The following is a 22,724-nucleotide window of genomic DNA, read 5'->3' on the forward strand; positions in this document are numbered from 1 at the left end:
CGGGCGAGCAGGGTCATGCGCCAGAGTGGACCACCGAAATACGCTTCGGTGACCGCGCCTTGAAGCCCCGCATCGACAAATTCTTGGAGAAACGTCTCGATTCGGTCCCCATCGTTTCATCTTCGAAGCTTGTCGTGGCATCGAATGCCCTGTCAACGAAATGCCCGGGTCTGCTGATATCTGACAGAGAATTGGATATTGACAGTGACTGTCACAATAGGTGAGACTCGCATTATCGAGAACGGCCGGATCTCGGCCGAGGCGGGAGGACGTTGCTGATGTCACTACGGGAGAGACAGCGGTTGCAGGTGCGAGCAGACATTCAACGTGCGGCATTCGATCTGTTCGCGCGTGACGGTTTCGAGGACGTGACCACCGAGCAGATTGCGGCGGCAGCGGGGGTGTCGGCGAGTACGTACTTTCGGCACGTTCGTAACAAGGAGGATCTGCTGTTGGATCCGGTCAGGCAGGGCGGTGCCGGAATCGTGACGTTGCTCGAGGATCGCCCACCGACCGAGTCGGCTGATCTTGCGATATCACGGGCAATCCTCGAGCGTTCCAATGCTTTCGAGTCCGCGGAGATCGATCAGTGGCGATCGGCGTTCCGTACCGCGCCGCACCTGATGGATCGTGTCGCTCTGATCGCGCCCGAGCATCGTGATCGGTTGGTCGAGTTGGTGGCGCAACGTATGCAACTCGATCCGGAAAACGACAGCCGCCCAGGACTTCTCGTTCATTTGATGTTGGCGGCGGCGGAGTTCGGTTATCGGCAATGGATACGTAACCCTCACAAGCGCGGGGCATCACTTCCCGTGTGCGTCGAGGGGGCGCTCGACGCTGTTCGAGGATCCCGGTGGCACACGCAGGACGAAGATGACACGAAAGGTCGTGACCAGTGATGAACGAGAACCCTCAGGGCGCCGTGCCGCCCGTAGTAGATGTGCCCGTAGTGGATGTCGTTGTTGTCGGATCGGGGGCTGCCGGCATGTCTGCAGCCATCACCGCAGCCCGCAACGGACTCTCGACGATACTCGTGGAGAAGTCCGAATACTGGGGCGGTTCGTCGTCCCGGTCCGGGGGCGGCGTGTGGATTCCGGGAAACTCGATACTTCGCCGCGAGGCACCGACAGATGATATCGACTCTGCGCGAACATATCTGAAGAGCATTGTCGGAGAGGATGCAGACAGCGACCGAATCGACACGTATCTCGATCGAGGTCCGGAAGCCCTCGATTTCCTGATTCGTCACTCTGCACTCGAGCTCGAATGGGTGAAGGGTTACTCCGACTACTTTCCCGAGGCACCTGGCGGACGTGCAAGCGGCCGCTCGTGCGAGCCGCGCCCGTTCGACGCGCGAGCTCTGGGCGACGATCTTGCGACACTTCATCCGCCGTACATGAAGGTTCCGCTCAACATGGTTGTCCAACAATCTGATTACCGTTGGCTGAGCACGGGGATCCGGCATTGGCGGGGTCCGGTGCGGATGCTTCGGGTAGGAATGAGATCCCTGGCCGCAAGAGCTCGGAAGAAGAAGCTGATCGGGCTCGGGCCGGCGCTCATGGCCGAACTGATGCTCGGAGTTCGGGACGCCGGAGTGACGGTGGAGCTCGGGACGAGGCTTGTGGATTTGGTGACCGACAGTGATCGTGTCGTGGGTGTGCGACTCGAGTCCGGGGGAGTGCAGACCACCATGCACGCTCGATGCGGTGTCATCCTCGCGTGTGGCGGGTTCGACAACAACGACGACATGCGAGGCGAGTACCAGCGACGGCCGAGTAGCGCGCAGTGGACTCTCGGGGCACCGACCAATACCGGGGATGGCATCCGTGCAGCTCTACGCGTCGACGCCGCAATTTCGTACATGGACGACGCGTGGTGGGCCCCGTCGATTCCACTGCCCAAAGGCCCGTGGTTCGCCTTGGCGGAACGCTCGTTGCCTCGCAGCCTCATGGTCAACGCCAGCGGTCAGCGCTTCATGAACGAGTCACTTCCCTATGTCGAAGCGGCACACGCCATGTTCGGCGGAAAGTACGGCCGAGGTGAAGGACCCGCTGAGAACATCCCGGCTTGGCTGATCTTCGATCAGACGTACCGTGACCGTTACCTGTTCGCGGGGGTTCCGGCGCGCAGGCCCATACCTCGGTCATGGATCGAATCGGGTGCGATCGTGCGAGCTGGATCGATTGCCGAACTCGCTGCCGAGATCGGAGTGCCGGGCGATGCGCTGTCCGCGACCATCACACGATTCAACAGTCACGCGCGCGACGGAGTCGATCGCGACTTCGGCCGTGGGACAAGCAGATACGACCACTACTACGGCGACTGCACCAACAAGCCCAACCCCAGCCTCGGAGAACTCACGAAGGGTCCGTTCTATGCCGCGAAGATGGTGCCTGGAGACCTGGGGACCAAAGGCGGCATCAACACGGACGCTCGCGCGCGAGCGTTGCGCGCCGACGGTTCGGTCATCGACGGGCTCTATGCAGCAGGTAACACCAGCTCACCGGTGATGGGTCATACCTATGCCGGTCCAGGTGCAACTATCGGTCCCGCAATGGTTTTCGGATATCTGGCGGCGCTCGATGCGGTCGGACGATCCCACGACGGTAGTGAGCTCGAGACCGAAGGCAGGAATAATGGTTTGGCAGATCGCCGTGGGTAGGGTTCTCTTGACAGCGTGACCCACCTCAACATCGCCGACGTCGACTACTTTCTCCCTGATGGTCGGCAACTGCTCAGCGGTGTCAGCTTTCGGGTCGGCAACGGTGCAAAAACTGCACTGATAGGCCCCAACGGGACTGGTAAGACGACGTTGCTCCGCATTATCGCCGGAGACGTCGTCGCCGACGAGGGCGCTGTCACTCGATCCGGAACACTGGGCGTGATGCGGCAATTCGTCGGCCAGGTTCGCGACGAGTCCACCGTGCGCGATCTTCTGTTGTCCGTCTCGCCGGCACGGATCCGGGACGCAGCACTGGCGCTCGATACGGCAGAAAACGCGATGATCGAGCGCGACGAGGAATCAACTCAAATGAAGTATTCGCATGCGCTGGCCGATTGGGCCGACGTGGGCGGCTACGAGACCGAAGACTTCTGGGACAAGGTCACTACCGCGGCTCTCGGTGTTCCCTATGACCGTGCGAAGTGGCGCGCGGCCAACTCCCTCAGTGGTGGCGAGCAGAAACGGTTGGTTCTCGAAGCACTGTTCGCTGGGCCCGACGACGCACTCCTGCTGGACGAGCCGGACAACTACCTCGATGTTCCGGGCAAGCGATGGCTGGAAAAGACGATCTCGGAATCGTCGAAAGTGGTTTTGTTCGTCAGCCACGACCGCGAACTGATCGCCAACGCGGCCACCCACATCGTGACGCTCGAGCCCGGAATCAGCGGCGCAACGTCGTGGACCCACGGTGCTGGGCTGGCCAGCTACCACCAAGCCCGCGAGGATCGCAACGCTCGATTCGAAGAACTGCGCCGACGCTGGGACGAGGAGCACGCGAAACTGCGTGCCCTGGTTCTGCGATTGCGTGAAAAGGCCAAGTTCAACGACGGCGTCGCTGCGCGTTATCACGCCTCGCAAACCAGGTTGGCGAAGTTCGAGGAGGCAGGGCCACCCGAAGCGATTCCACTTCAGCAGAAGGTGACGGTTCGGCTGGCGGGCGGGCGAACCGCCAAGCGCGCGTTGGTATGTCAAGATCTCGAGCTGACCGGATTGATGAAGCCTTTCGACACCGAGATCTGGTACGGAGATCGGGTTGCCGTGCTGGGCTCCAATGGATCCGGAAAGTCGCATTTCCTTCGGCTCTTGGCGGGTGGGGGGACCGATCCGGGGAGCGAGCATCTGCCTGTCGAGGCGCTCGACATCGCGCCGGTCGAGCACGGGGGTACTGCGACGCTGGGTGCTCGGGTACGTCCCGGATTGTTTGCGCAGACACACTCCAGACCCGATCTGACCGGAAACACGCTGCTCGAGATCCTGCACATGGGCGACGAACACCGCAGCGGAATGGGACGCGAAGCGGCGAGCCGCGCGCTGGACCGTTACGGATTGTCCCAGGCTGCGGAACAGAAGTACGACGACCTGTCCGGCGGTCAGCAGGCACGATTGCAGATCCTGCTCCTCGAGCTCTCCGGCGCCACGATGTTGTTGCTCGACGAACCGACCGACAACCTCGACCTTCATTCGGCTGACGCGCTCGAGCAAGGCATTGCTCAGTTTGCCGGCACGGTCATCTCGGTCACGCACGATCGCTGGTTCGCGCGCGGGTTCGACAGGTTCCTCGTCTTCGGATCGGATGGGAACGTGTACGAGAGCGAGTCGCCGGTGTGGGACGAGGCCAGGGTCGAACGAGCGCGCTGAGATCGAGCAGCCACTCCCTACCTGGGGAGAGGCGGCAGCTCGTTGATCATCGCGCGAAGGAGGCCCGGATCGCTGCGATCCGATCGAGGCGGGGGACAGCGCGAAATATCGAGCTGTGTCGGAAAGCGCCACACAACGCGACCTGGATCTACCCTGTTCACCGCCGAGTACCAGTGGGTGAGGGGCTCGGCGAGCGCCGCGTGAAGCTCGAAATGCCGTCGGCGGCGGCTGGGGTCGCCTTCGCGCTGAAGTAGAAGCTGCTCCGGTGACGGTATCGAGATGACGGTCAGATCCGCGAAACCCAGTTCGAGGTGCTCGAAAGCTGTCTCGACTGCCGCGAGCTCGTACTCGAATCGCTCCCGAGGTGCTGCGCCCACCGCAGCGAGACACCAGCTGTAGTGCAGTTTCAGCGGGTCGCTGTCGCAGAGCGCGATACCGGTTCTCGCTTCGAGATCTTCCGCTTGCGACCATCGCTTCGAATTGACCGTTGTCCAGTAACTTGCCTGAAGGTCGAGATCCGTACCGTCCGGCTCGAACCCGGTGGGCTGATACTCGGCGACGAATCTCTCCGCCGCGGATTCGCCACCGAGTTGGGTTCGGCACCAGGTGGTCTTGCCGGCGGCGCTGGGTCCTTCTACTGCGATGATCACCAGTCCATTCTCCATAATGATTGGGGCGGTTGGTTTTTCCCGTTGCCAGGAATCTCTTAACATCCCCAGGATCCTCGTTGGCGGTCCGACACGGCCTGTTTCGGTGTGGTGGGTCACAAAATCACCGTGACGGTTGCCACATAACGGACGGATAACGATCGGTATGGTTGAAGCTCGAATCAATTAGTTGACCTGTGGTTATTGCTCGAGTTTCGACTGAGTCTGGTACAGCAGTGCCGGAAAACTGCCCCGTGACCAATCCGTGACCATCACCTACGGTCGTTGACAGCCCGAAACTACCGGGCAAACACCGACCCGCAACTGCGTGCTTCTGCCCCGCGGGTCCGGTACTCCCGAAACCTTCGCGGGGCAGGAGTGAAACAGACGAGTCGATCGACGAGACGTGAAAGCGTCCGGGCCGACCTCGTCCGCGGTAGCGGAGAGGATTTACCCAATGACCAGCATCACCTTCAAGCGCGCCCTCGGCGCAGTTGCAACCGCAGGCGCAGTCGTCGCGATCCCGCTCGCCATGAGCACCGGCACCGCTTCGGCAGCCGGCCACGACTGGTCCGGAGTCGCAAACTGCGAGTCCTCCGGTAACTGGGCCGCCAACACCGGAAACGGCTTCTACGGTGGTCTGCAGTTCACGCAGAGCACCTGGAACGCATTCGGTGGATCGGGCAACGCTGCCAACGCCAGCCAGGCCGAGCAGATCCGTGTCGCCGAGAACGTTCTCGCAGGCCAGGGCGTCGGCGCATGGCCCGTCTGCGGTCAGTACCTGACCACCGGCACCACCGCAGGCAACTACGAGGCCGCAGCCGCCCCCGTCACCGCTGAGGCTTCCGTCGAGTCGGCTCCGGCAGCAAGCACCGGAAGCGGCAACTACGTGGTCAAGGCAGGCGACACCCTGTCGAAGATCGCTGCTGCACACGGCATCTCGCTCGAGAACCTCGCCAGCCAGGTTCCGAACATCAACCTGATCTTCCCGGGACAGTCCCTCTCGGTCTAGTCTCGTGGCCGTTTAGGTCCTCAATGCGTCGAAATTGTCCGGAGCTGATGCAGCCCCGGACAGTTTCGGCGTTTCTGCGTTCGCAATGATCGTTGCCGCTTCCGTATGGATGGGGTCAAGATCCTGGCGCCACCCAAGAATGTGCAGCGCCGACCCGGCGATGACAGCGGCGTCGGGAATCGGGGTGCCTTCGAGCGCGTCGGCTCGCGCGCTGATCACACTTTCTACCAGGCGAAACGGAAGCTCGGCCAGGTGCGTTGATGATGGATCGTCAATCGCGTCGAGCACATCCTGGGCGAGTGCCCGGTATTGCTCGCGAAGCCGATCGCGATCGGCTCGGAACGACATGAACCTGTCACTTCTCAGTTCCGGTAAGAGATAAAGGACGCCGAGGTTCCACCGTCCGGTGATCAGTTGTGCCGCGTCGATGTACGAAAGTGCGTACAGCTTGACCTCGGGTGCGGTGTCGAGTGGCCTGAGATTCTCCGCGAAGTCGAGCGCCGGCGTCACGGTGTCGGCGAGAAGTGCAACCAGAATGTCGTCCTTGGTGGCGAAATGGTTGTACAGCGACGCCTGACGCATTCCGACTGCTTCGGCGATGTGGCGTGTGGACGTCGCGGCGAAGCCTCGGGTGGTGAACAGTTCAGCGGCTGCATCCAAGATCTCCGCCCGGGCAGTGCCACCCGGGCGTCGGCGAGCGGTCAGGCGGGGTCGTCCGGGGCCGGCGTTGGTCACGCCTTCCATAGTGGCAGGCTGCGGCCTTACGTGCGGGATGGCCGCCGCTGTGAGCATTCGGTCACGTGCTCGAAACGTACTCAACGAGCCTGTTACAGAATCAGGCGAATCGTATACGCGGGCGTCACCTGCGGCGAGTGGATTTCGCGAAAACTATCAATCGACAGTTATTCGCCTCTGAATCGCTTCGCCGAAGGAGTACGCCGTTGAGTGCAACCACCCCGGCTGCGCAGCCCACCACCGCATCCGCACTCGCCTCTTCGCCTCACGACGACGGTGACCTCGCGGAGTTCGGCTACGAGCAGCAGCTGCATCGATCGCTGGGAAAGTTCGCGTCTTTCGCCGCGGGCTTCTCCTTCGTCTCCATCCTCACCACGATCTTCCAATTGTTCGGCCTCGGTTTCGGTTTCGCGGGTCCGGCATTCTTCTGGACGTGGCCGGTCGTCTTCATCGGTCAGTTCATGGTCGCTCTCAACTTCGCGGAACTTGCTGCCAGATATCCGATTTCGGGTGCCATCTACCAGTGGTCGCGGCGGATGGGTGGTGAGATCGTCGGCTGGTTCGCCGGTTGGTTCATGATTCTCGCTCAGATCGTCACTGCATCGGCCGCCGCGATCGCCTTGCAGGTCGTGCTCCCCAATGTGTGGAGCGGGTTCCAGATCATCGGCGAGGACAGCGCACTCACCTCATCGAGTGGTGCCGCCAACGCCGTGCTGCTCGGATCGGTACTTCTGGTTCTGACCACCTTCATCAACTGCATCGGCGTCAATTGGATGTCGCGTATCAACAACATCGGCGTGACCTGCGAAATCGTCGGTGTCATCGCGGTGATCGGGATGTTCTTCACCCACGCTCAGCGCGGACCGGACGTCGTCTTCGACACCGGCAGTGCCGGCGGTCAGCCCGGATACGCCTGGGCGTGGATCATGTCCGGACTGATGGCTGCTTACGTCATGGTCGGCTTCGGTTCGGCAGGCGAACTGGCCGAGGAGACCCGCAACCCCCGACGCGTCGCACCTCGTACGATCCGGCTTGCACTGTCCGCTTCCGCGCTCGGCGGCGGCTTGATGATCCTCGGCGCGTTGATGGCAGCGCCCTCACTCACCGACGGACGCCTGGCCACGGAAGGTTTGCCGTACGTACTGACATCGATTCTCAGTTCGCCGTGGGGCACGGTCTTGTTGATCGACGTCTCGATCGCAGTGTTCGTGTGCACCTTGGCCATTCAGACTGCTGCTTCACGGCTGATGTTCTCGATGGCCCGCGACGGGCGGCTTCCTGCCTCGCAGGTACTGGCAAAGGTCAACCCCCGCACCGGAACACCTATCGCGCCGTCCGTCCTCATCGGTCTGGTCTGCATTGCCGTCCTGGCCGTCAACGTGGGCAACTCGGCAATTTTTGCAACCCTGTCCAGCGTATGCATCATCTTGATCTACTTGGCCTACCTCATGGTGACCGTGCCGCTGCTGGTTCAGCGTCTCAAGGGATGGCCTCGCACGGCAGTCGGCCCCAAGTTCGACGCCGAAGGCAAAAAGCTTTTCTCCCTGGGCATCTGGGGAGTTCCGGTCAACATCGCCGCGGTTGTGTACGGCGCGCTGATGGTGATCAACCTGTCCTGGCCACGAGCCGAGATCTTCAACCCCACCGGGGAGTACCCCATTCTGCAGTGGGCCGCGCCCATCACGGTAGCGCTGGTCGTGGGGCTGGGAGTCGCTTGCTTCCCACGTGGCCGCGCCACCCCGAATCCCGTCACGATCGGAGCCTGACCATGAGTACTCAGACCACCGCCGGAGCGCGCGAGCATGCCCGGTCCCAAGCTGGAACGATCACCGATTCCATGCCCGTATTGCCGGCAACGCGTTGGCCGAACCCACCCGAAGACGTCGCGCCCGAACGTCTGACCTGGGCTGAGACCGTGCCGGGTGGGCGGTACACGACCAAGGTTCTCGCACGTGGAACCCGATTGCGACTTCGCGACATCGCTGGCAGCGCCTGCGCAAACATCTTGCTCTATCGCGCCGACGCCCCCTGGGAGCGTCTCAACGTCGCCGATACCGTCAAGGTGCCATGGCAGGCCTATCTCGGCGTCGGGCACCCGTTGCTCTCCGATCAGGGGCGAGTACTTGCGACCGTGGTCGCAGACACGTCGGGTCACCACGACGCGTTCTGCGGAACGACGTCACGCGCCACCAACGAGGCGAAGTACGGGCAGGGTTCGCTGCACAGTGCCTCACCCGCCGGTCGTGAACTGTTCACCGTCGCTGCCGCGAAGAACGGACTCGGGCCGCAGGACATAGCGCCGCCGTTGTCCTTCTTCCATGGTGTCCGCGTCGAGGCGGACGGCGCTCTCACCAGTACGGGGTCCGCCGGCTCAGGCGCAACGGTCGACCTTCTGATTCACCTGCCCGTCATCGTGATGATCGCCAACACCGCGCACCCACTCGATCCGGCGCCGCAGTTTCCCACCACGTCCCTCGAAGTGCTCGCGTGGAAGGCCGCCGACGAACTCGGCAGCCTTGACGATCTCGGGCCGGAATACCAACGCGCAGTGCTCAATACCGAAGATGCCTGGACGGCTTCGAACCTGGAGGAGATCGCATGACCACCACCTTGGATGTCCCCGCCCTCGTTCCCGGAACGGTGATCCTCGACGAGATTGCTGACGCATTCGGGCCGTGGTCCGCAGTTGTCCGTGCCGGTGACGTTCTGACCATCGTCGATCTACACGGAAATCAAGCCGTCGACACCCTCGTCTACGCTGGTGACGATCACAGCGTTCGGTACTCGGCAGCAGCGACGGTCACAGCCCAGAAGAACCTGTTTCTGTCCACAGGCTCCGTGCTCCGCAGTGACGACGGAACTCCACTCATGACCCTGGTCGCAGACGAGGTCGGAAACCACGACACCGTCGGCGGCGCGTGCTCACAGGAATCGAACACCCTGCGATACGGCCACCACACCAAGCATCAGCACGCGTGCGTCGAGAACTTCCTCGTCGAGGGCGCAAAATGGGGGCTCGGTAAGCGGGACCTGGTGTCCAACATCAACTTCTTCATGAACGTCCCGGTCGACCCCGACGGCACACTCGGAATCGTCGACGGACTGTCGGCACCAGGCAAGCGGCTCGCGTTGCGTGCCGAACGTGACGTGCTCGTCCTCGTGTCCAACTGCCCGCAGATCAACAACCCGTGCAACGGCTTCGATCCCACGGCCGTCCGCATGATCGTCACACGGCCGGGAGCAGACGAATGAACGCAAAACTGACCATCGTGCGTCCCGGAATGCTGACGACGGTTCAGGACTATCCAGGACGCGTCGGATACTGGCAGATCGGAGTCCCACCATCGGGCCCGATGGACGACCTGTCGTTTCGGTTGGGAAACACCGCACTCGGAAACCCCGAAGGCGCCCCCGGCATCGAATGCGCGATGGCCGGACCTGCCATGACGTTCGACGAAGACACCACGGTCTGCATCACAGGTGCCCCGGTGTCGGTGACCGTCGACGGCGTCGTACACGGTCAGTGGCGACCAGTTTTCGTCCCCGCTGGATCGGTGCTCGACGTCGGAACGGTCAGCGGCCCGGGCCTGCGCATCTACGTACTCGTACAGGGCGGAATCGAGACCGACGACTATCTCGGCAGTGCGTCGACCTTCACCCTGGGCAGGTTCGGGGGACACGAAGGTAGGACTCTGCGGGCAGGAGACGTTCTCAAACTCGGACAGGCGACCGGGGTCGCGGGAGCTGTTCCCGCCGAGCATGTTCCGGCGATACACACGTGCTGGGAACTTGCGGTGACCGAGGGCCCGCACGGGGCGCCGGAGTTCTTCACCCGCTCCGACATCGACACGCTGTACGCGACCGAGTACGAGGTCCACTTCAACTCCGACCGCACCGGTGTCCGGTTGATAGGTCCGAAACCAGACTGGGCCAGAACCACCGGCGGCGAAGCCGGACTTCACCCTTCGAACATCCACGACAACGCGTATTCGATCGGTGCACTCGACTTCACCGGCGACACGCCCATCCTCCTCGGACCCGACGGACCGAGCCTCGGCGGCTTCGTCTGCCCGATCACAGTGGTGTCCGCTGATCGCTGGAAGCTCGGACAGTTGGCTCCCGGGAACAAGATTCGCTTCGTGCCGGTCCGCGCCGAACGGGCAGCCTCCCGGCGTGACCTCGGAGTATCGCGTCGAGCGTCCAATTCGGTTGTTCATTCCTCCGGTGGTGACGGCGACGACGGCGTCATAGCCCGCCGTGACGGCGACACCGCGGTCACGTACCGGCGCTCAGGCGATGACAACGTGTTGGTCGAATACGGCGACATGAATCTCGACCTGGCGTTACGTGCGCGTGCTCATGCACTGCATCAGCGACTCGACGCCGAGAAGCCGGCCGGACTACTCGATCTCACCCCGGGAATCCGCAGCCTGCAGGTCCGCGTCGACCCGGACGTGCTGCCCGTCGGCAAGCTGATGGGAATGCTCGCCGAGGCGGAGGACACCTTGCCGGCGGCCAACGAACTCGTTGTGCCCAGTCGCACTGTGCGGATGCCACTGTCGTGGGACGACCCGGCTACGCGCGAAGCGATCCAGCGGTACATGCACGGGGTTCGCGCCGACGCGCCGTGGTGCCCGTGGAACATCGAGTTCATCCGCCGGATGAACGGTCTCGAATCCGTGAACGACGTGTTCGACACCGTCTTCGGCGCCGAATACATGGTGCTCGGACTCGGTGACGTCTACCTCGGAGCGCCGGTCGCGACGCCGCTCGATCCGCGTCATCGTCTGGTCACGACCAAGTACAACCCCGCCCGCACCTGGACCCCCGAAAACGCCGTCGGGATCGGTGGGGCGTACCTCTGCATCTACGGCATGGAAGGCCCGGGCGGGTACCAGTTCGTCGGACGTACGACGCAGGTGTGGAATCACCGCCACCCCGCGAAGTCCGGGCCGTTCGAGGAGGGCACTCCGTGGTTGCTGCGATTCTTCGACCGGATCTCCTGGTACCCCGTCGAGCCGGAAGAGTTGATGGATCTGCGCGCGGACACCGCCGCCGGCCGCGGCGGGGGCGTCGAGATCGAGGACGGCAGCTTCTCGCTGGCCGAGCATCAGGAGTTCCTCGCGTCGAACTCGCGCTCGATCGAGGAGTTCCGTGCGATGCAGTCCGTCGCGTTCGGGGCCGAGCGTCAGCGCTGGTCCGCCGCAGGGGAGTTCGCGCTGCCCGGTTGATGGTCGAGTGAGCACCCTTTTCCTCGAGTGAGCACCGCTTCCAGAGTGTCGGAAGCGGTGCTCACTCAGCAGTAACGGTGTTCAGTCCGCCTGGAACGGGCAGCAGATGTTTGCGTCAGCGAGTCAGCGCGCGATTGAACAGATCGATGAACGGGCGAGGCGACGGGGTTCCGGTGGGCCGGAAAGGCGCAGAATCCCTCGACGCGGATACCCACTCGGTTCTGCTCACCCGCGACAAGTCGAGCTGATACCGGGTGTCCGCGGCGAGTCGGTGCAGGAAGAGGGTTCCGGTTCGCCCGTTTCCTTCCCGAAACGGGTGGGCATGATTGAGCGTCGAGTACACCGATGCGAGCGCGAACGACGCAGCGCCGTGATCGAGCGCTACCCAATCGACGGCGGCGATGATCTCTTCCACCTCGGACAGGTAGTTCCGAATCGCCGAGACCGGAGCAAACGTTGCCGCACCTTTCCTGATGTCGACGGTTCTGATGTGGCCGGCCCACTGGTACAGATCTTGGAAAACGTGCTGGTGAAGCAGGAGAAGTTCGGCTGTGTCTCGCGTGTGCTGTACGAGGTCGCTGCCGAGATGCGCCTCACCCAGGCGAAGCGCGGTCGCCGCGAACTCGAGTGATTGCAGTGCGGCGGGATCTCGTACGTCGAAATTGTTCTCGAGAACCGATGTACCGCGATAGACGTACGGCGCTGATCGTCGCCAGCGGATCCGCGGGGGAATCGCAGACGAGAGGCCGACGGCTCGCGCCAATTCCTGCTCGAAATACTCACGCCGAGAAAGCATCCCGATCATCACGGCCTCGAGTTCCGCGATCTGTTCATCGCTCGGATCCCAGCCTTCGAGGCGCTCCGCCGCCAGAACCTGTTCGAGCGCAGTGCGATTCACGGGTCGATGTCGGGTAGCGCCGACGCGGACGCGGCATATTCGAGTCGTCGTTGCACACCTGCGACCTCGCGCACTGCATTGCTCAGCAAGCTCCGCGAGAGCGGAGTGAGTTCGGAGATCACCACTTCGTCGGTCGGTGGCCGACCTGCCGCGAACTGATCGGTCTGGTGGCGGACACGAATCTGCTGCAACACCTCGAAAGATTCGATCAGTACCTGGGCGTCGTCGTCGAGTAGGAAACCGCTTCCCGCTGCAGCCTTGAGGCGTTCGAGTGTCGAACTCGTGCGGGCGCCCACGGAAATCCCCGCCCAACGAGCGATGTTCACGATCGGTTGGACGGCGCTGGCTTTGAGGTCGACGGTTCCGGTCCGACGCGTCATCACGTCCTTGAACGAATGGAGCTTTGCCTTGCCTCCGACGGCTTCGCGAAGGAGCAGTCGCATGACGGCCGGGTGCAGTCGCAGTTGATCCAACGCCGCAGGGCGAGGATCCAACGCCGGATCGCCCGCGACGACGCGGGCATCCGCCAGCATCGACAACATGACCAGGGCCTGGTCCTGGTACGGATTGGATACCCATTTCCGCAGCGCAGTGCGCCATTGTGGGAGCGTCCGAGCAAACCTGGCCTGGGTCGCGACGGCGTTCTTGGTGTCGCGAGGGAACCCGCAGAGATCGAGGATGTCGTGGATGGTCTTCGCGGCGTCGGCTCCCTCGTGATGAGATTCGCCGCCCCACACCAGCGCACTGTCGATATCCGAAGAGGGGAGCGCTTCACGCCTGGCGACGCTGCCGAGCGACAGCCACGCGAAATCCGGTCGCTCGTCTCCGCCCACCACCAATTCGATGGCTCGCCTGACCGTCACGTCGATCAGCACGGCCAGCGTCGCGCCGATGTCGAGCGGAGAGACCCGTGACGCCACCAATTCCGTCACCAGAACAGGGACCGCGCGGGCTGTTTCGACGAGGTGGGCGTCATCCTGTGCTGTGGCGAGCGCTGCGCGCAGTTCGAAACCCTGATTGGTGGCCGAAGTCAGGAGGTCGCTGAGTTCGAGCACACCCATCAGTGCGCCTGCCTCGGTCACGACCGGGAGATGGCGCAATCCGTACTCGAGCATGTCGGTCACGGCGTCGGCGCCCAATCGATCCGGATCGACTGTCACTGCTGACGGCGTCATCACCGTTGATACCGGCTGATTGCTGTCGATACCACCAACTACCACACGAGCACGTAGGTCACCTTCGGTGAAGATTCCGAAACCGGTTGTCTCCGTCGGGATCACAACAGCGCGGCGGCCCGCGTCGGTCATCAACTTCGCGGCCTCGCGGATGGTTGCTCGGCCATCGCAGACAATTGCGGGCCCGCGCAACAGGTCTCGCACCCGGCGCATGGCGGGACTCTGCATGCCTTGCCCCGTCGAGTGCCCCGTCATGGGGTCATTGTCGCAGGTGTGTCCGGTTCAGGCAGCGGAGGGTGAGATGTCAGAGACCACCGAGTCGCGAGAGTACGTCGAGAGCGGAATCTGTAGTACGCCAGAGTGCGTCGATCTCCTGTTCTGCGCCCGGACGTGTCTGCGGATTCTGGAGGGCGAATCCGTTGGCCAGCGTGATGGTGTTGTATCCGCTGTCGGCGGCGCGGAGCAGCAGTTCCGAGGGCTGCGAGTTTCCGGCCAATCGGTCGAGTCCTTCGCCGACGAAGTAGAACCGCCAGAGCGGCCCCAGATCGGCGTCGTACTCGGCCTTGGTGAGGGTCACGATCGAACCACCCTTGACGGCAATGGAATCGACGATCTTGTAAAAATCGGGGACATCCTCCGCAGTGGTTCCGGACGTGGCGACGGCGTGAGCGAGGTCGACGGTGAGATGCGCGTTGTAGCCGGCCATGGCGACCCGTGCTGGACTGGCGTCGCACTGACGTGTCAGGGCGAAGTAGTTGCTCCACGCCGGATCGGTGGGAGTACCGGTGAACTCCGCATGGACGTTCACCAGGTACCTGCGCAGCAATTCGAAGCTGACGGAATGGGCCCACTCGTCATCGGCGAAGGCCGCAGGGTCTCGCTGCAGCGGCATCACCGCCTCGTGTTCGACAGCGTCGAGGCCGATGGAGAACAAGCCTCGCCAATCGTGGTGTGAGACGAGGATCGACGTGATCTCACGATGACGTTCGACAGCGGTCTCGAGCCGAGGCAGTCCGGCACCGTTCAGGGTCGTGACGTCGCTGAGTTCGGCAATCCGGCCCACCTCGGCATTGCTCAACTGGCTGCCGCAAGCCGTCGAAAGACTCTCGCCCGGTTCTGCGAGTGCAGAACCGGGCGAGAGGAAAGCGGCGGTGATGCCGAGCGCGAGCGTCAACGGATACAGCCGCATCGGTTTCATCGGCTCAGACTAGGCGCCCATTTCACAAATGTCCGGATTGGCGATCAGCTGAGAACCGCGTCGGCCTCGATCTCGATGAGCAGAGCGGGGTCGATCAGCGAGCTGACCTCGAGGATCGTCGTGGCGGGACGAATCTCGCCGAACACTTCACCGTGCGCGAGAGCGGCCTGCTCCCACTGCGTCATGTCGCGCAGGTACATGCGAGTGCGGATGACGTCGTCGAGCGAGGCGCCGGCCTCGGCAAGTGCTGCCTTGATAGTTTCGAGCGCTGCGCGGGTCTGATCTGTGAGGGTCTCACCAGGAGCGGTGGTGCCGGAGACTGCGATCTGGTTACCGATGCGCACGGCACGGGAGTAACCGATCTTGGGTTCCCATTCGGAACCGGACGAAATATTGATTCTGTTCGACATGCACCGAATTCTGCCAACAACTTCCCGGCCGTGGTGAGGCACGGTCAGGTATTCGCTCCATCTTGACATACCTTAGAACAAGTGTTCGACTTGGGGCCATGAGGTGGTCGGGTCAGGCATTGGATGCAGATGACGGAGCGCTACCCGGACTCGAACGAGCCGGGTTGGTTCGCTCCGTGCAGACTCCCGAGTTCGAGGGAATCACGTTTCACGAGGTGCTCTGCAAGAGCGCGCTCAACAAGATGCCCGAAGAGTCGACGTTGCCGTTCAGCTTCACCGTCAACGCTTTTCGTGGTTGCTCGCACGCATGCCGATATTGTTTCGCGAGACCGAGTCACGAGTATCTCGACCTCGACGCCGGCGCGGATTTCGATTCCCAAGTGGTCGTGAAGACGAACATTGCCGCGGTGCTCCGCAAAGAGTTGGCGCGAAAGTCCTGGAAACGGGAGGCGGTGGCACTGGGTACCAACACCGATCCCTATCAGCGAGCCGAGGGCCGATACCGCTTGATGCCCGGCATTATTCGCGCGTTGACCGAATCCGGAACTCCCTTCTCGATCCTGACGAAGGGAACTCTGCTCCGACGGGACCTGCCGCTGTTGAAAATGGCGGCAGCGCAGGTCGACGTCGGAATCGGTGTGTCGTTGGCGATCAACGACGCTGCACTTCAGAAGCAGATCGAGCCTGGTACCCCGTCGCCGCGGGCGCGTCTCGAGATGATCCGCGCCATCACCGACGCGGGATTCTCGTGCAATGTCATGGTGGCGCCGGTCATTCCGTTCCTCACCGACTCCACCAGTCATCTCGACGGGCTGTTCGAGGCACTGTCCGAAGCCGGTGCGACGAGTGTGACGGTCTTCCCGATGCACCTGCGGGGGAGTACTCGGGGTTGGTTCATGAATTGGCTTGCTCAGGAACATCCGGCGCTCATCCGTCGCTACCGCGAGCTGTACGGGCGGGGCGCGTATGTCACTCCCGAATACAAGCGTTGGCTCGCAAGCCGTGTCGAGCCACTGGTCGAGCGCCATGGGTTGGGTGGTCGTTCGGAGCATCGAGACGTCAGCGCAGCTGGCAGTGAGCCGCGTGAGGCGCCCCGGGAACTGGTGGGTGCGGGAGCAGCTCTCACTTTGTTCTGACGGCCGCGGGCGCGTAAATCGGAGGCGCCCCGGACGTTTGCCGGGCTACATTCGCCTGGTGCTACTCACACTGACGTCCACCCCGACCCCGCAGACTCCTGATGCGACCGCGTTGAGCTACCTGCTGCACAAACATCCCGACCGCGTGCAAAGCTTCGACTTGGCGATCGGCACCGCCACGGTTCTGTACCCGGAGGCCTCGGCCGAAAAGACCACGGTGGCAGTGATTGTGGACGTCGACCCCATCGAACTTGTGCAGAGTAGGTATCGACGCGGCAAGAGTGGCGACAACTTTTCGCTGGGTGAGTATGTCAACGATCGGCCGTATGCGGCGTCGTCCATACTCTCGGTTGCTCTGTCGAAGCTGTTTCGCACCGCGTTGACGGGAACGTGCAAGTCGCACCCGGAACTCGTCGGAACCGAACTCGCGTTGACCGTCTCGATTCCGGTGGTTCCGTGCGGCGGCGATGCGGAATTGCCTCGTCGGTTGTTCGAGCCGCTGGGCTGGGATGTGACCGCGATACCGGTGCAGCTTGATCCGCACCTGCCGACGTGGGGAAACTCCGACTTCGTGTCGTTGACGCTCACCGGGGAACACACGGTGCAGAGTGCCCTTCGGCACCTCTACGTGCTGTTGCCGGTCCTCGACGACGTGAAGCACTACTGGGTGGGATCCGACGAGGCAGACAAGTTGATCCGCGTCGCTGGAGAGTGGTTGGCGTCGCATCCGGATTCCGCGCTGATCATGTCCCGCTACCTGGCGCGTCGCCGCGACCTGGTCGAATCGGTGGTCGATCGACTGATTCCCGAACAAGCCGAGGCGCAGATCGAAGTACCGCGACCGGATCCGCCGCTGGCACGGCTTCGCGTCGACGCAGTTTTGGCGACGCTTCAGCGACTGCACGTCAGAACGATTGTCGACATCGGTTGCGGCGAAGGCAAACTGATCGAGGTGCTGATGCCGCACGCTCAATTCGACAAACTTGTCGGCGTCGATGTGAGCGCGCGCGAACTGACACGGGCGCAACGCAGATTGAAGTTCTCCGAAATGTCCGACGCCCAACGTGAACGTGTGTCTTTGATGCAGTCGTCCGCGACGTACCGCGACGCACGCTTGAAAGGCTTCGACGCAGCCGTGCTGATGGAGGTGGTCGAGCACGTCGACACGGCGCGCCTGCCGGCGCTGGTCAGATCGGTCTTCGTGGACGCAGCACCGCAGTATGTGCTGCTGACTACTCCGAATGCCGACTACAACGTGCTGTATCCGGCGTTGGCCGCGGGAGAGTTCAGGCACCCCGATCACAGGTTCGAGTTCTCCCGAACCCAATTCCGCGACTGGGCATCCGAAACGGCCCGAGTCCACGGCTATTGCGTGGAGTTCGAATTTGTCGGAGCAATTGATCCGGTCCTTGGCGGGCCGACACAGATGGCAATCTTCACGAAGGAGGCACGAACGTCATGACGGTGTACGAGATTCCAGATCTCGCCCTGGTAGTACTCATCGGCGTCAGTGGCTCGGGAAAGTCGACCTTTGCGGCGCGTCACTTCAGTGAGTTCGAAACTCTCTCGAGTGACACATTCAGAGGGTGGGTCAGTGATGATCCGAACTCACAGGAGTCGACGTCCGATGCTTTCGAAGTGCTGGAGTTCGTCGCGGCCAAGCGTTTGCGACGCGGACGCCTCACGGTGGTCGACGCGACCAACGTCCAGCCCGCCGCGCGCAAGCGACTCGTTGCGTTGGCTCGCGAGCACGACATACTGCCGGTGGCAGTCGTGCTCGATATTCCGGAATCGGTCTGTTCTGCGCGCAACGACGCACGCTCTGATCGGACGTTCGGACGCGACGTCATTCGCCGCCAGCACCAACAGCTGACTCGCTCGCTTCGCGGGTTGGGCAAGGAAGGTTTCCGTTCGGTTCACATACTCAGAGGTGAGGACGCGGTTTCCGAAGCCACATTCTTGCGCCACCCGCTCCGCAGCGATCTGCGTGTCGAGCGTGGTCCGTTCGACGTCATCGGTGACATCCACGGATGTCGAAGCGAGCTCGAGACGCTCCTCGTGAAACTCGGCTACACCATCGACTTCGGGACGGATGGCAGAGCTGTCGATGCGGTGCCGCCGGTCGGGCGAACTGCCGTCTTCCTCGGTGACTACGTGGATCGAGGTCCGGATTCGGTCGGTGTGCTGCGTCTGGTCATGGGGATGGTCGCGGCGGGACACGCGATAGCGGTTCCGGGTAACCACGAGAACAAACTCGTCAAGGCGCTGCGCGGCAAGAAGGTCACGCCGAGTCACGGACTCGCCGAGACCCTCGAGCAGATGGCCACCGAGTCGGCGGAGTTCCGCGAAAGCGTCGTCGACTTCTGTGACGGCCTCGTCGCGCACCTCGTCCTGGACGACGGCAAACTCGTTGTCGCGCACGCCGGTCTCAAGGAGGACTACCACAACAGGGCATCCGGTCGAGTCCGGAGCTTTGCGCTCTACGGTGAAACTACCGGTGAGACGGACGAATTCGGCTTACCCGTTCGATACCCGTGGGCGCAGGACTACCGAGGATCAGCGATGGTCCTCTACGGTCACACGCCGGTGCACGAGGTGGAATGGATCAACAACACCGCGTGCCTCGACACCGGGTGCGTCTTCGGTGGATCCCTCACCGCCCTTCGATACCCGGAACGAGAGATCGTGTCGGTTCCGGCGGAGCAGGTTTGGTACGAGCCGGTGGTACCGCTGGCACCGCCGACTCGTGATCCGGATGTGCTCGATCTCGCCGACGTCCTCGAAACGACCGGCGTCGACACCGAACTGCGCGGTCGAGTGTCCGTTCGCACCGACAACGCTGCCGGCGCCTTGGAAGTGATGAGCCGATTCGCGGTCGCGCCGCAATGGCTGCGGTACCTACCGCCGACCATGGCGCCCTGCGCGAGCGCCCAATCCGATGACTATCTGGAACACCCGTCGACCGCGTTCGACGCATACCGGGCCGGCGGAATCGGAACAGTGATCTGCGAAGAGAAGCACATGGGTTCGCGGGCAGTGGTGCTCGTGTGCCGTGATCGATCGGTTGCTCAGTCCCGCTTCGACGCACCGGATGCGCTCACCGGGATGGTGCACACCCGCACCGGCCGCCAGTTCTTCGACGACGACCTGACTCAGCAGTTGATCGACGACATCGCCGCCGCAGTCACCTCCGCTGGGTTGTGGGAAGAGCTGGGCACCGACTGGCTGCTCCTCGACTGCGAACTGTTGCCGTGGAACGTCAAAGCGGAAGGTCTGCTGCGCTCGCAGTACGCGTCGGTCGCGGCGGCCGGGCGATCAGACCTCACAGCTCGCGAGGCCGTGCTGGCGCGGGCCGGGTCGCGGGGCCTGGACGTGGCGGAGATGTTCGAACAGACAACTGTTCGGGCCGCCAGTATCGAGCGCTTCGGCGAGGCGTACCGACGGTACGTGTGGCCGACGAACGGACTGGACGGCGTCACCATCGCGCCGTTCCAGATTCTGGCGGCCGAGGGCCTGTCGTACGGGGAACGGGATCACGAATGGCACCTCGGTATTTCGGACCGCCTGGCCGCGGCCGACCCGAGTCGATTTACCACTACACGTCGCCTGGTGGTCGATCTCGGTTCCGAGGACTCGGTGTTCGAAGCGACGAAGTGGTGGGAGTCGCTCACCGGCGACGGTGGTGAGGGGATGGTCGTCAAACCGCTGGCGAATCAGATTCACGGACCGCGGGGGTACAACGCGAAGGTTCAGCCGGGGATCAAGGTCCGCGGCCGGGAGTACCTGCGATTGATCTACGGTGCCGACTACCTCGAACCGTCGACGCTTGCGAGATTGCGTAACCGCAACCTCGGACACAAGCAGTCGATGGCGCTGCGCGAGTACGCGCTCGGCATGGAGGCGGTATCCAGGCTCGTCGACCGTGAACCTTTGTGGCGAGCGCACCAGGCCGTGTTCGCGGTGCTGGCTCTCGAATCGGAGCCGGTCGACCCGCGGTTGTGACGGCCGGTGCGCGGGCTCGGATTGATACCGTCGGGTATGGGTGTGATTGCTCGCTTGGACGGTTTCAATCGACGCCATCCGTGGAGTCACAACGATCACTACGGCCGGTGGGTTCTACGTAATCTGCGCGGGGTCAGGTCCGGTCGCGCTCTCGACGTGGGGAGCGGGACCGGCAATCTGATCGACCTCTTGCGTCGGCGGTTCGACGTGGTGGTCGGTGTGGAACCCGACCTGACAACCTCGGCCGCCGTGCGCGCAAGGTTTGTCGACGACGAGAACGTGATCATCGACGCGCAGCGGATCGAGGACTTTGCATCCGAGGCGAAGTACGACGCGATCACAGTCGTCGCAGCGTTGCATCATCTTCCACTCGAAGAATCGATGAAGCAGCTGAGTAGCCTGCTCGAACCGGGCGGGCGGCTCGTCGTGGTCGGGTGTTATCGATCGACCACAGCCACCGACGCACTCCTGTCGGTGTTGGCGACCGTGTGCAATCCCGTCGTCGGCGTCGTCAAGCATCGACGGGTTGCCTCCGAGCCACTGAAGGCGATGACAGCTCCCACCGCGGAACCGGGTGAGTCGATGGCTGACGTCCGACGCGCGGCCGCGTTGTATTTGCCAGGTAGCCGGATCAGGAGACGACTGTTCTGGCGATACACCCTGATCTACGACGAGAGTCCGGCCGGCGCGTCGGTGGGGGAGTGAGTAGACCGTTCCGGTTCCTGGGGAAACGCGCGTCGGCCGAACCCGACTATCGCCAACGAAGCGATCATCAGAGCGACCCCGATGCCCGCCAGATGTGAGAGCCCGCCACTGTCGACGACGGCCGCACCGAGCAGAGCGCCCGTTGCAATCGCGATCTGGAACACGACGACGTAGATGGCCGAGGCACGGTCGGTCCCGATCGGAACGGCGCGCAGAACCGAGGACTGGAGGCAGATCGGAACGGTGGTGAACGCCGCACCCCACAAGATCGTGGCGACAACTGCGAACGCTCCCATCGACGGCGCCAAGAGCCAGAACATGGCCAGCGCGCCTGCCACTGTCGCGATCGAGATGAGCGTGAAGAGACGCGGTCGGCGGTCGTAGTACTTGCCGGCGACCCACACTCCGACGGCGCCGGCGGCGCCGTAGACCAGAAGCATCGCGGTACGGATGCCACCGGACGAGCCGAGGCTTTCCTCCACCAGAAGTGTGAAGAACGTGTACGAAGCGAATTGCCCAAGGGCGGCAAACAGCGTTGCCGCGCAGATGACGGCGAGTGCCCGTTTCATCGCCGGTGTCGGCTTCGGTTTGTCTCGCTTACTCCGATGGTGTTGATCGACCGGCATTTCGGGCAACGCACGATGCAGTGAGAAAGCAATGACCACTGCCACCACACCGATTGCCGCCGATGCGGTCCGCCAACCCCAGGACTGGCCGATCGCCGAAGACAGTGGCCCTCCGAGAACAAAAGCGAGAGACGTTCCGGCATACACCATCGCGATGGCCTTGCCCTGTTGTCCGCGCGGAACGAGGGTGGCTGCGACCGGTGCAACGACAGCCCAGAACACTCCGTGCGTCGCAGCGCAGAGCAATCGTCCGATCACCAGCATCGGATAGTTGACGGCCAATGCTGCGACCAGTTGCGACACCGCGAGGGTGGCCACCGTCAGAACGACGACGCGTCGTCGCGGCCAGGTTTTGACCGCTCCGATCAGCGGAAGCGTCAAGACCGCGACACCGTATGCGTAGAAGGTCAGCAGTAGGCCGACACGCCCTTCGGTGACGTCGAGGTCCGTTGAGACTTCGCTGAGCAGTCCGACGGGGAGCATTTCGGCCGTCACGTAGGCGAAGGCTGCTCCGGCCAGTGTCATCAGCCGTAGCGTGGTTGCCTTCGGCAGTCGAGCACTCATGTTGTGTAACGATACATGTATCGAT

General features: G+C 62.9%; 19 protein-coding genes. 12 read left to right on the forward strand and 7 right to left on the reverse strand.

All coding sequences use genetic code 11. From position 1 onward, the window contains the following. The first annotated feature begins 278 nt into the window (after positions 1-278). Genes YH3_RS29065 through YH3_RS29075 form a run of 3 tightly spaced genes read left to right on the forward strand, consistent with a single transcriptional unit; the run spans position 279 to position 4,360 of the window. Positions 279-899, forward strand: coding sequence for a TetR/AcrR family transcriptional regulator (locus YH3_RS29065; protein WP_039972893.1), 621 nt, complete (start codon positions 279-281; stop codon positions 897-899). Next, positions 899-2,662 carry a 3-oxosteroid 1-dehydrogenase gene (kstD, locus tag YH3_RS29070; RefSeq protein ID WP_064444559.1) on the forward strand — a complete coding sequence of 588 codons (1,764 nt, stop codon included), beginning with the start codon at positions 899-901 and terminating at the stop codon, positions 2,660-2,662. Before YH3_RS29065 ends, kstD begins: the two co-directional genes overlap by 1 nt. A 15-nt stretch (positions 2,663-2,677) precedes the next feature. Then, complete coding sequence (locus YH3_RS29075; RefSeq protein WP_007728106.1) at positions 2,678-4,360, forward strand: ATP-binding cassette domain-containing protein; 1,683 nt, start codon at positions 2,678-2,680, stop codon at positions 4,358-4,360. 17 nt (positions 4,361-4,377) lie between these two features. On the opposite strand, the gene YH3_RS29080 is transcribed toward YH3_RS29075, so the two are convergent. After that, positions 4,378-5,025 carry a hypothetical protein gene (locus tag YH3_RS29080; RefSeq protein WP_064444560.1) on the reverse strand — a complete coding sequence of 216 codons (648 nt, stop codon included), beginning with the start codon at positions 5,023-5,025 and terminating at the stop codon, positions 4,378-4,380. 439 nt (positions 5,026-5,464) lie between these two features. Here YH3_RS29080 and YH3_RS29085 point away from each other — a divergent pair, with 439 nt between their 5' ends. Then, positions 5,465-6,019: a transglycosylase family protein gene (locus YH3_RS29085; RefSeq protein ID WP_003944949.1), complete on the forward strand. Its 555-nt coding sequence runs from the start codon at positions 5,465-5,467 to the stop codon at positions 6,017-6,019. A 12-nt stretch (positions 6,020-6,031) separates the two neighbouring features. On the opposite strand, the gene YH3_RS29090 is transcribed toward YH3_RS29085, so the two are convergent. Then, the gene (locus YH3_RS29090) at positions 6,032-6,763 is read right to left on the reverse strand and encodes a TetR/AcrR family transcriptional regulator (RefSeq protein WP_054188193.1); all 732 of its coding nucleotides are present in this window, start codon (positions 6,761-6,763) and stop codon (positions 6,032-6,034) included. 197 nt (positions 6,764-6,960) lie between these two features. Between YH3_RS29090 and YH3_RS29095 the strand changes: the two genes are divergently transcribed. From YH3_RS29095 to YH3_RS29110, 4 genes are read left to right on the forward strand one after another with little or no spacing between them, the layout of a single operon-like run. Continuing rightward, positions 6,961-8,520: an amino acid permease gene (locus YH3_RS29095; protein ID WP_042951823.1), complete on the forward strand. Its 1,560-nt coding sequence runs from the start codon at positions 6,961-6,963 to the stop codon at positions 8,518-8,520. 2 nt (positions 8,521-8,522) lie between these two features. Continuing rightward, on the forward strand, positions 8,523-9,356 hold the full coding sequence (locus tag YH3_RS29100) for an urea amidolyase associated protein UAAP1 (protein WP_047270362.1): 834 nt from the start codon (positions 8,523-8,525) through the stop codon (positions 9,354-9,356). Further along, complete coding sequence (locus YH3_RS29105) at positions 9,353-10,006, forward strand: urea amidolyase associated protein UAAP2 (protein WP_007728099.1); 654 nt, start codon at positions 9,353-9,355, stop codon at positions 10,004-10,006. Before YH3_RS29100 ends, YH3_RS29105 begins: the two co-directional genes overlap by 4 nt. Then, positions 10,003-11,985 carry a 5-oxoprolinase/urea amidolyase family protein gene (locus YH3_RS29110; RefSeq protein ID WP_064444561.1) on the forward strand — a complete coding sequence of 661 codons (1,983 nt, stop codon included), beginning with the start codon at positions 10,003-10,005 and terminating at the stop codon, positions 11,983-11,985. Before YH3_RS29105 ends, YH3_RS29110 begins: the two co-directional genes overlap by 4 nt. A gap of 115 nt (positions 11,986-12,100) precedes the next feature. Here the strand turns inward: YH3_RS29110 and YH3_RS29115 are convergent, their stop codons facing one another. From YH3_RS29115 to YH3_RS29130, 4 genes are read right to left on the reverse strand one after another with little or no spacing between them, the layout of a single operon-like run. Continuing rightward, on the reverse strand, positions 12,101-12,883 hold the full coding sequence (locus tag YH3_RS29115) for a Fic family protein (RefSeq protein WP_064444562.1): 783 nt from the start codon (positions 12,881-12,883) through the stop codon (positions 12,101-12,103). Next, positions 12,880-14,313, reverse strand: coding sequence for a putative nucleotidyltransferase substrate binding domain-containing protein (locus tag YH3_RS29120; RefSeq protein WP_238592722.1), 1,434 nt, complete (start codon positions 14,311-14,313; stop codon positions 12,880-12,882). The genes YH3_RS29115 and YH3_RS29120 overlap by 4 nt, the downstream gene beginning before the upstream one ends. A 49-nt stretch (positions 14,314-14,362) precedes the next feature. Further along, complete coding sequence (locus YH3_RS29125; protein WP_081305406.1) at positions 14,363-15,247, reverse strand: DUF5995 family protein; 885 nt, start codon at positions 15,245-15,247, stop codon at positions 14,363-14,365. A 53-nt stretch (positions 15,248-15,300) separates the two neighbouring features. After that, positions 15,301-15,666: a RidA family protein gene (locus YH3_RS29130; protein ID WP_019748335.1), complete on the reverse strand. Its 366-nt coding sequence runs from the start codon at positions 15,664-15,666 to the stop codon at positions 15,301-15,303. A gap of 98 nt (positions 15,667-15,764) precedes the next feature. Here YH3_RS29130 and YH3_RS29135 point away from each other — a divergent pair, with 98 nt between their 5' ends. From YH3_RS29135 to YH3_RS29150, 4 genes are read left to right on the forward strand one after another with little or no spacing between them, the layout of a single operon-like run. Beyond that, the gene (locus tag YH3_RS29135; RefSeq protein ID WP_003944842.1) at positions 15,765-16,802 is read left to right on the forward strand and encodes an Rv2578c family radical SAM protein; all 1,038 of its coding nucleotides are present in this window, start codon (positions 15,765-15,767) and stop codon (positions 16,800-16,802) included. A 58-nt stretch (positions 16,803-16,860) separates the two neighbouring features. Continuing rightward, positions 16,861-18,264, forward strand: a complete 1,404-nt coding sequence (locus YH3_RS29140; protein WP_371595561.1) for a 3' terminal RNA ribose 2'-O-methyltransferase Hen1 — start codon at positions 16,861-16,863, stop codon at positions 18,262-18,264. Then, positions 18,261-20,804: a polynucleotide kinase-phosphatase gene (locus YH3_RS29145; protein ID WP_064444565.1), complete on the forward strand. Its 2,544-nt coding sequence runs from the start codon at positions 18,261-18,263 to the stop codon at positions 20,802-20,804. The genes YH3_RS29140 and YH3_RS29145 overlap by 4 nt, the downstream gene beginning before the upstream one ends. A gap of 36 nt (positions 20,805-20,840) precedes the next feature. Then, the gene (locus tag YH3_RS29150) at positions 20,841-21,509 is read left to right on the forward strand and encodes a bifunctional 2-polyprenyl-6-hydroxyphenol methylase/3-demethylubiquinol 3-O-methyltransferase UbiG (protein WP_064444674.1); all 669 of its coding nucleotides are present in this window, start codon (positions 20,841-20,843) and stop codon (positions 21,507-21,509) included. Here YH3_RS29150 and YH3_RS29155 read toward each other — a convergent pair. After that, positions 21,470-22,699: an MFS transporter gene (locus YH3_RS29155; RefSeq protein ID WP_064444566.1), complete on the reverse strand. Its 1,230-nt coding sequence runs from the start codon at positions 22,697-22,699 to the stop codon at positions 21,470-21,472. The two genes, YH3_RS29150 and YH3_RS29155, sit on opposite strands and share 40 nt — an antisense overlap. Positions 22,700-22,724 lie beyond the last annotated feature (25 nt).

Source organism: Rhodococcus sp. YH3-3 (assembly GCF_001653035.1).
In the GTDB taxonomy this organism is placed as follows: Bacteria; Actinomycetota; Actinomycetes; order Mycobacteriales; family Mycobacteriaceae; genus Rhodococcus_F; species Rhodococcus_F qingshengii.

What these genes read in the sequence shown, in the direction of transcription:
- YH3_RS29065 (WP_039972893.1), top strand. Translation starts at nt 279, where the DNA reads ATGTCACTACGGGAGAGACAGCGGTTGCAGGTGCGAGCAGACATTCAA.
- kstD (WP_064444559.1), top strand. Translation starts at nt 899, where the DNA reads ATGAACGAGAACCCTCAGGGCGCCGTGCCGCCCGTAGTAGATGTGCCC.
- YH3_RS29080 (WP_064444560.1), bottom strand. Translation starts at nt 5,025, where the DNA reads ATGGAGAATGGACTGGTGATCATCGCAGTAGAAGGACCCAGCGCCGCC.
- YH3_RS29085 (WP_003944949.1), top strand. Translation starts at nt 5,465, where the DNA reads ATGACCAGCATCACCTTCAAGCGCGCCCTCGGCGCAGTTGCAACCGCA.
- YH3_RS29090 (WP_054188193.1), bottom strand. Translation starts at nt 6,763, where the DNA reads ATGGAAGGCGTGACCAACGCCGGCCCCGGACGACCCCGCCTGACCGCT.
- YH3_RS29100 (WP_047270362.1), top strand. Translation starts at nt 8,523, where the DNA reads ATGAGTACTCAGACCACCGCCGGAGCGCGCGAGCATGCCCGGTCCCAA.
- YH3_RS29105 (WP_007728099.1), top strand. Translation starts at nt 9,353, where the DNA reads ATGACCACCACCTTGGATGTCCCCGCCCTCGTTCCCGGAACGGTGATC.
- YH3_RS29110 (WP_064444561.1), top strand. Translation starts at nt 10,003, where the DNA reads ATGAACGCAAAACTGACCATCGTGCGTCCCGGAATGCTGACGACGGTT.
- YH3_RS29120 (WP_238592722.1), bottom strand. Translation starts at nt 14,313, where the DNA reads ATGACGGGGCACTCGACGGGGCAAGGCATGCAGAGTCCCGCCATGCGC.
- YH3_RS29125 (WP_081305406.1), bottom strand. Translation starts at nt 15,247, where the DNA reads ATGCGGCTGTATCCGTTGACGCTCGCGCTCGGCATCACCGCCGCTTTC.
- YH3_RS29130 (WP_019748335.1), bottom strand. Translation starts at nt 15,666, where the DNA reads ATGTCGAACAGAATCAATATTTCGTCCGGTTCCGAATGGGAACCCAAG.
- YH3_RS29135 (WP_003944842.1), top strand. Translation starts at nt 15,765, where the DNA reads ATGAGGTGGTCGGGTCAGGCATTGGATGCAGATGACGGAGCGCTACCC.
- YH3_RS29145 (WP_064444565.1), top strand. Translation starts at nt 18,261, where the DNA reads ATGACGGTGTACGAGATTCCAGATCTCGCCCTGGTAGTACTCATCGGC.
- YH3_RS29150 (WP_064444674.1), top strand. Translation starts at nt 20,841, where the DNA reads ATGGGTGTGATTGCTCGCTTGGACGGTTTCAATCGACGCCATCCGTGG.
- YH3_RS29155 (WP_064444566.1), bottom strand. Translation starts at nt 22,699, where the DNA reads ATGAGTGCTCGACTGCCGAAGGCAACCACGCTACGGCTGATGACACTG.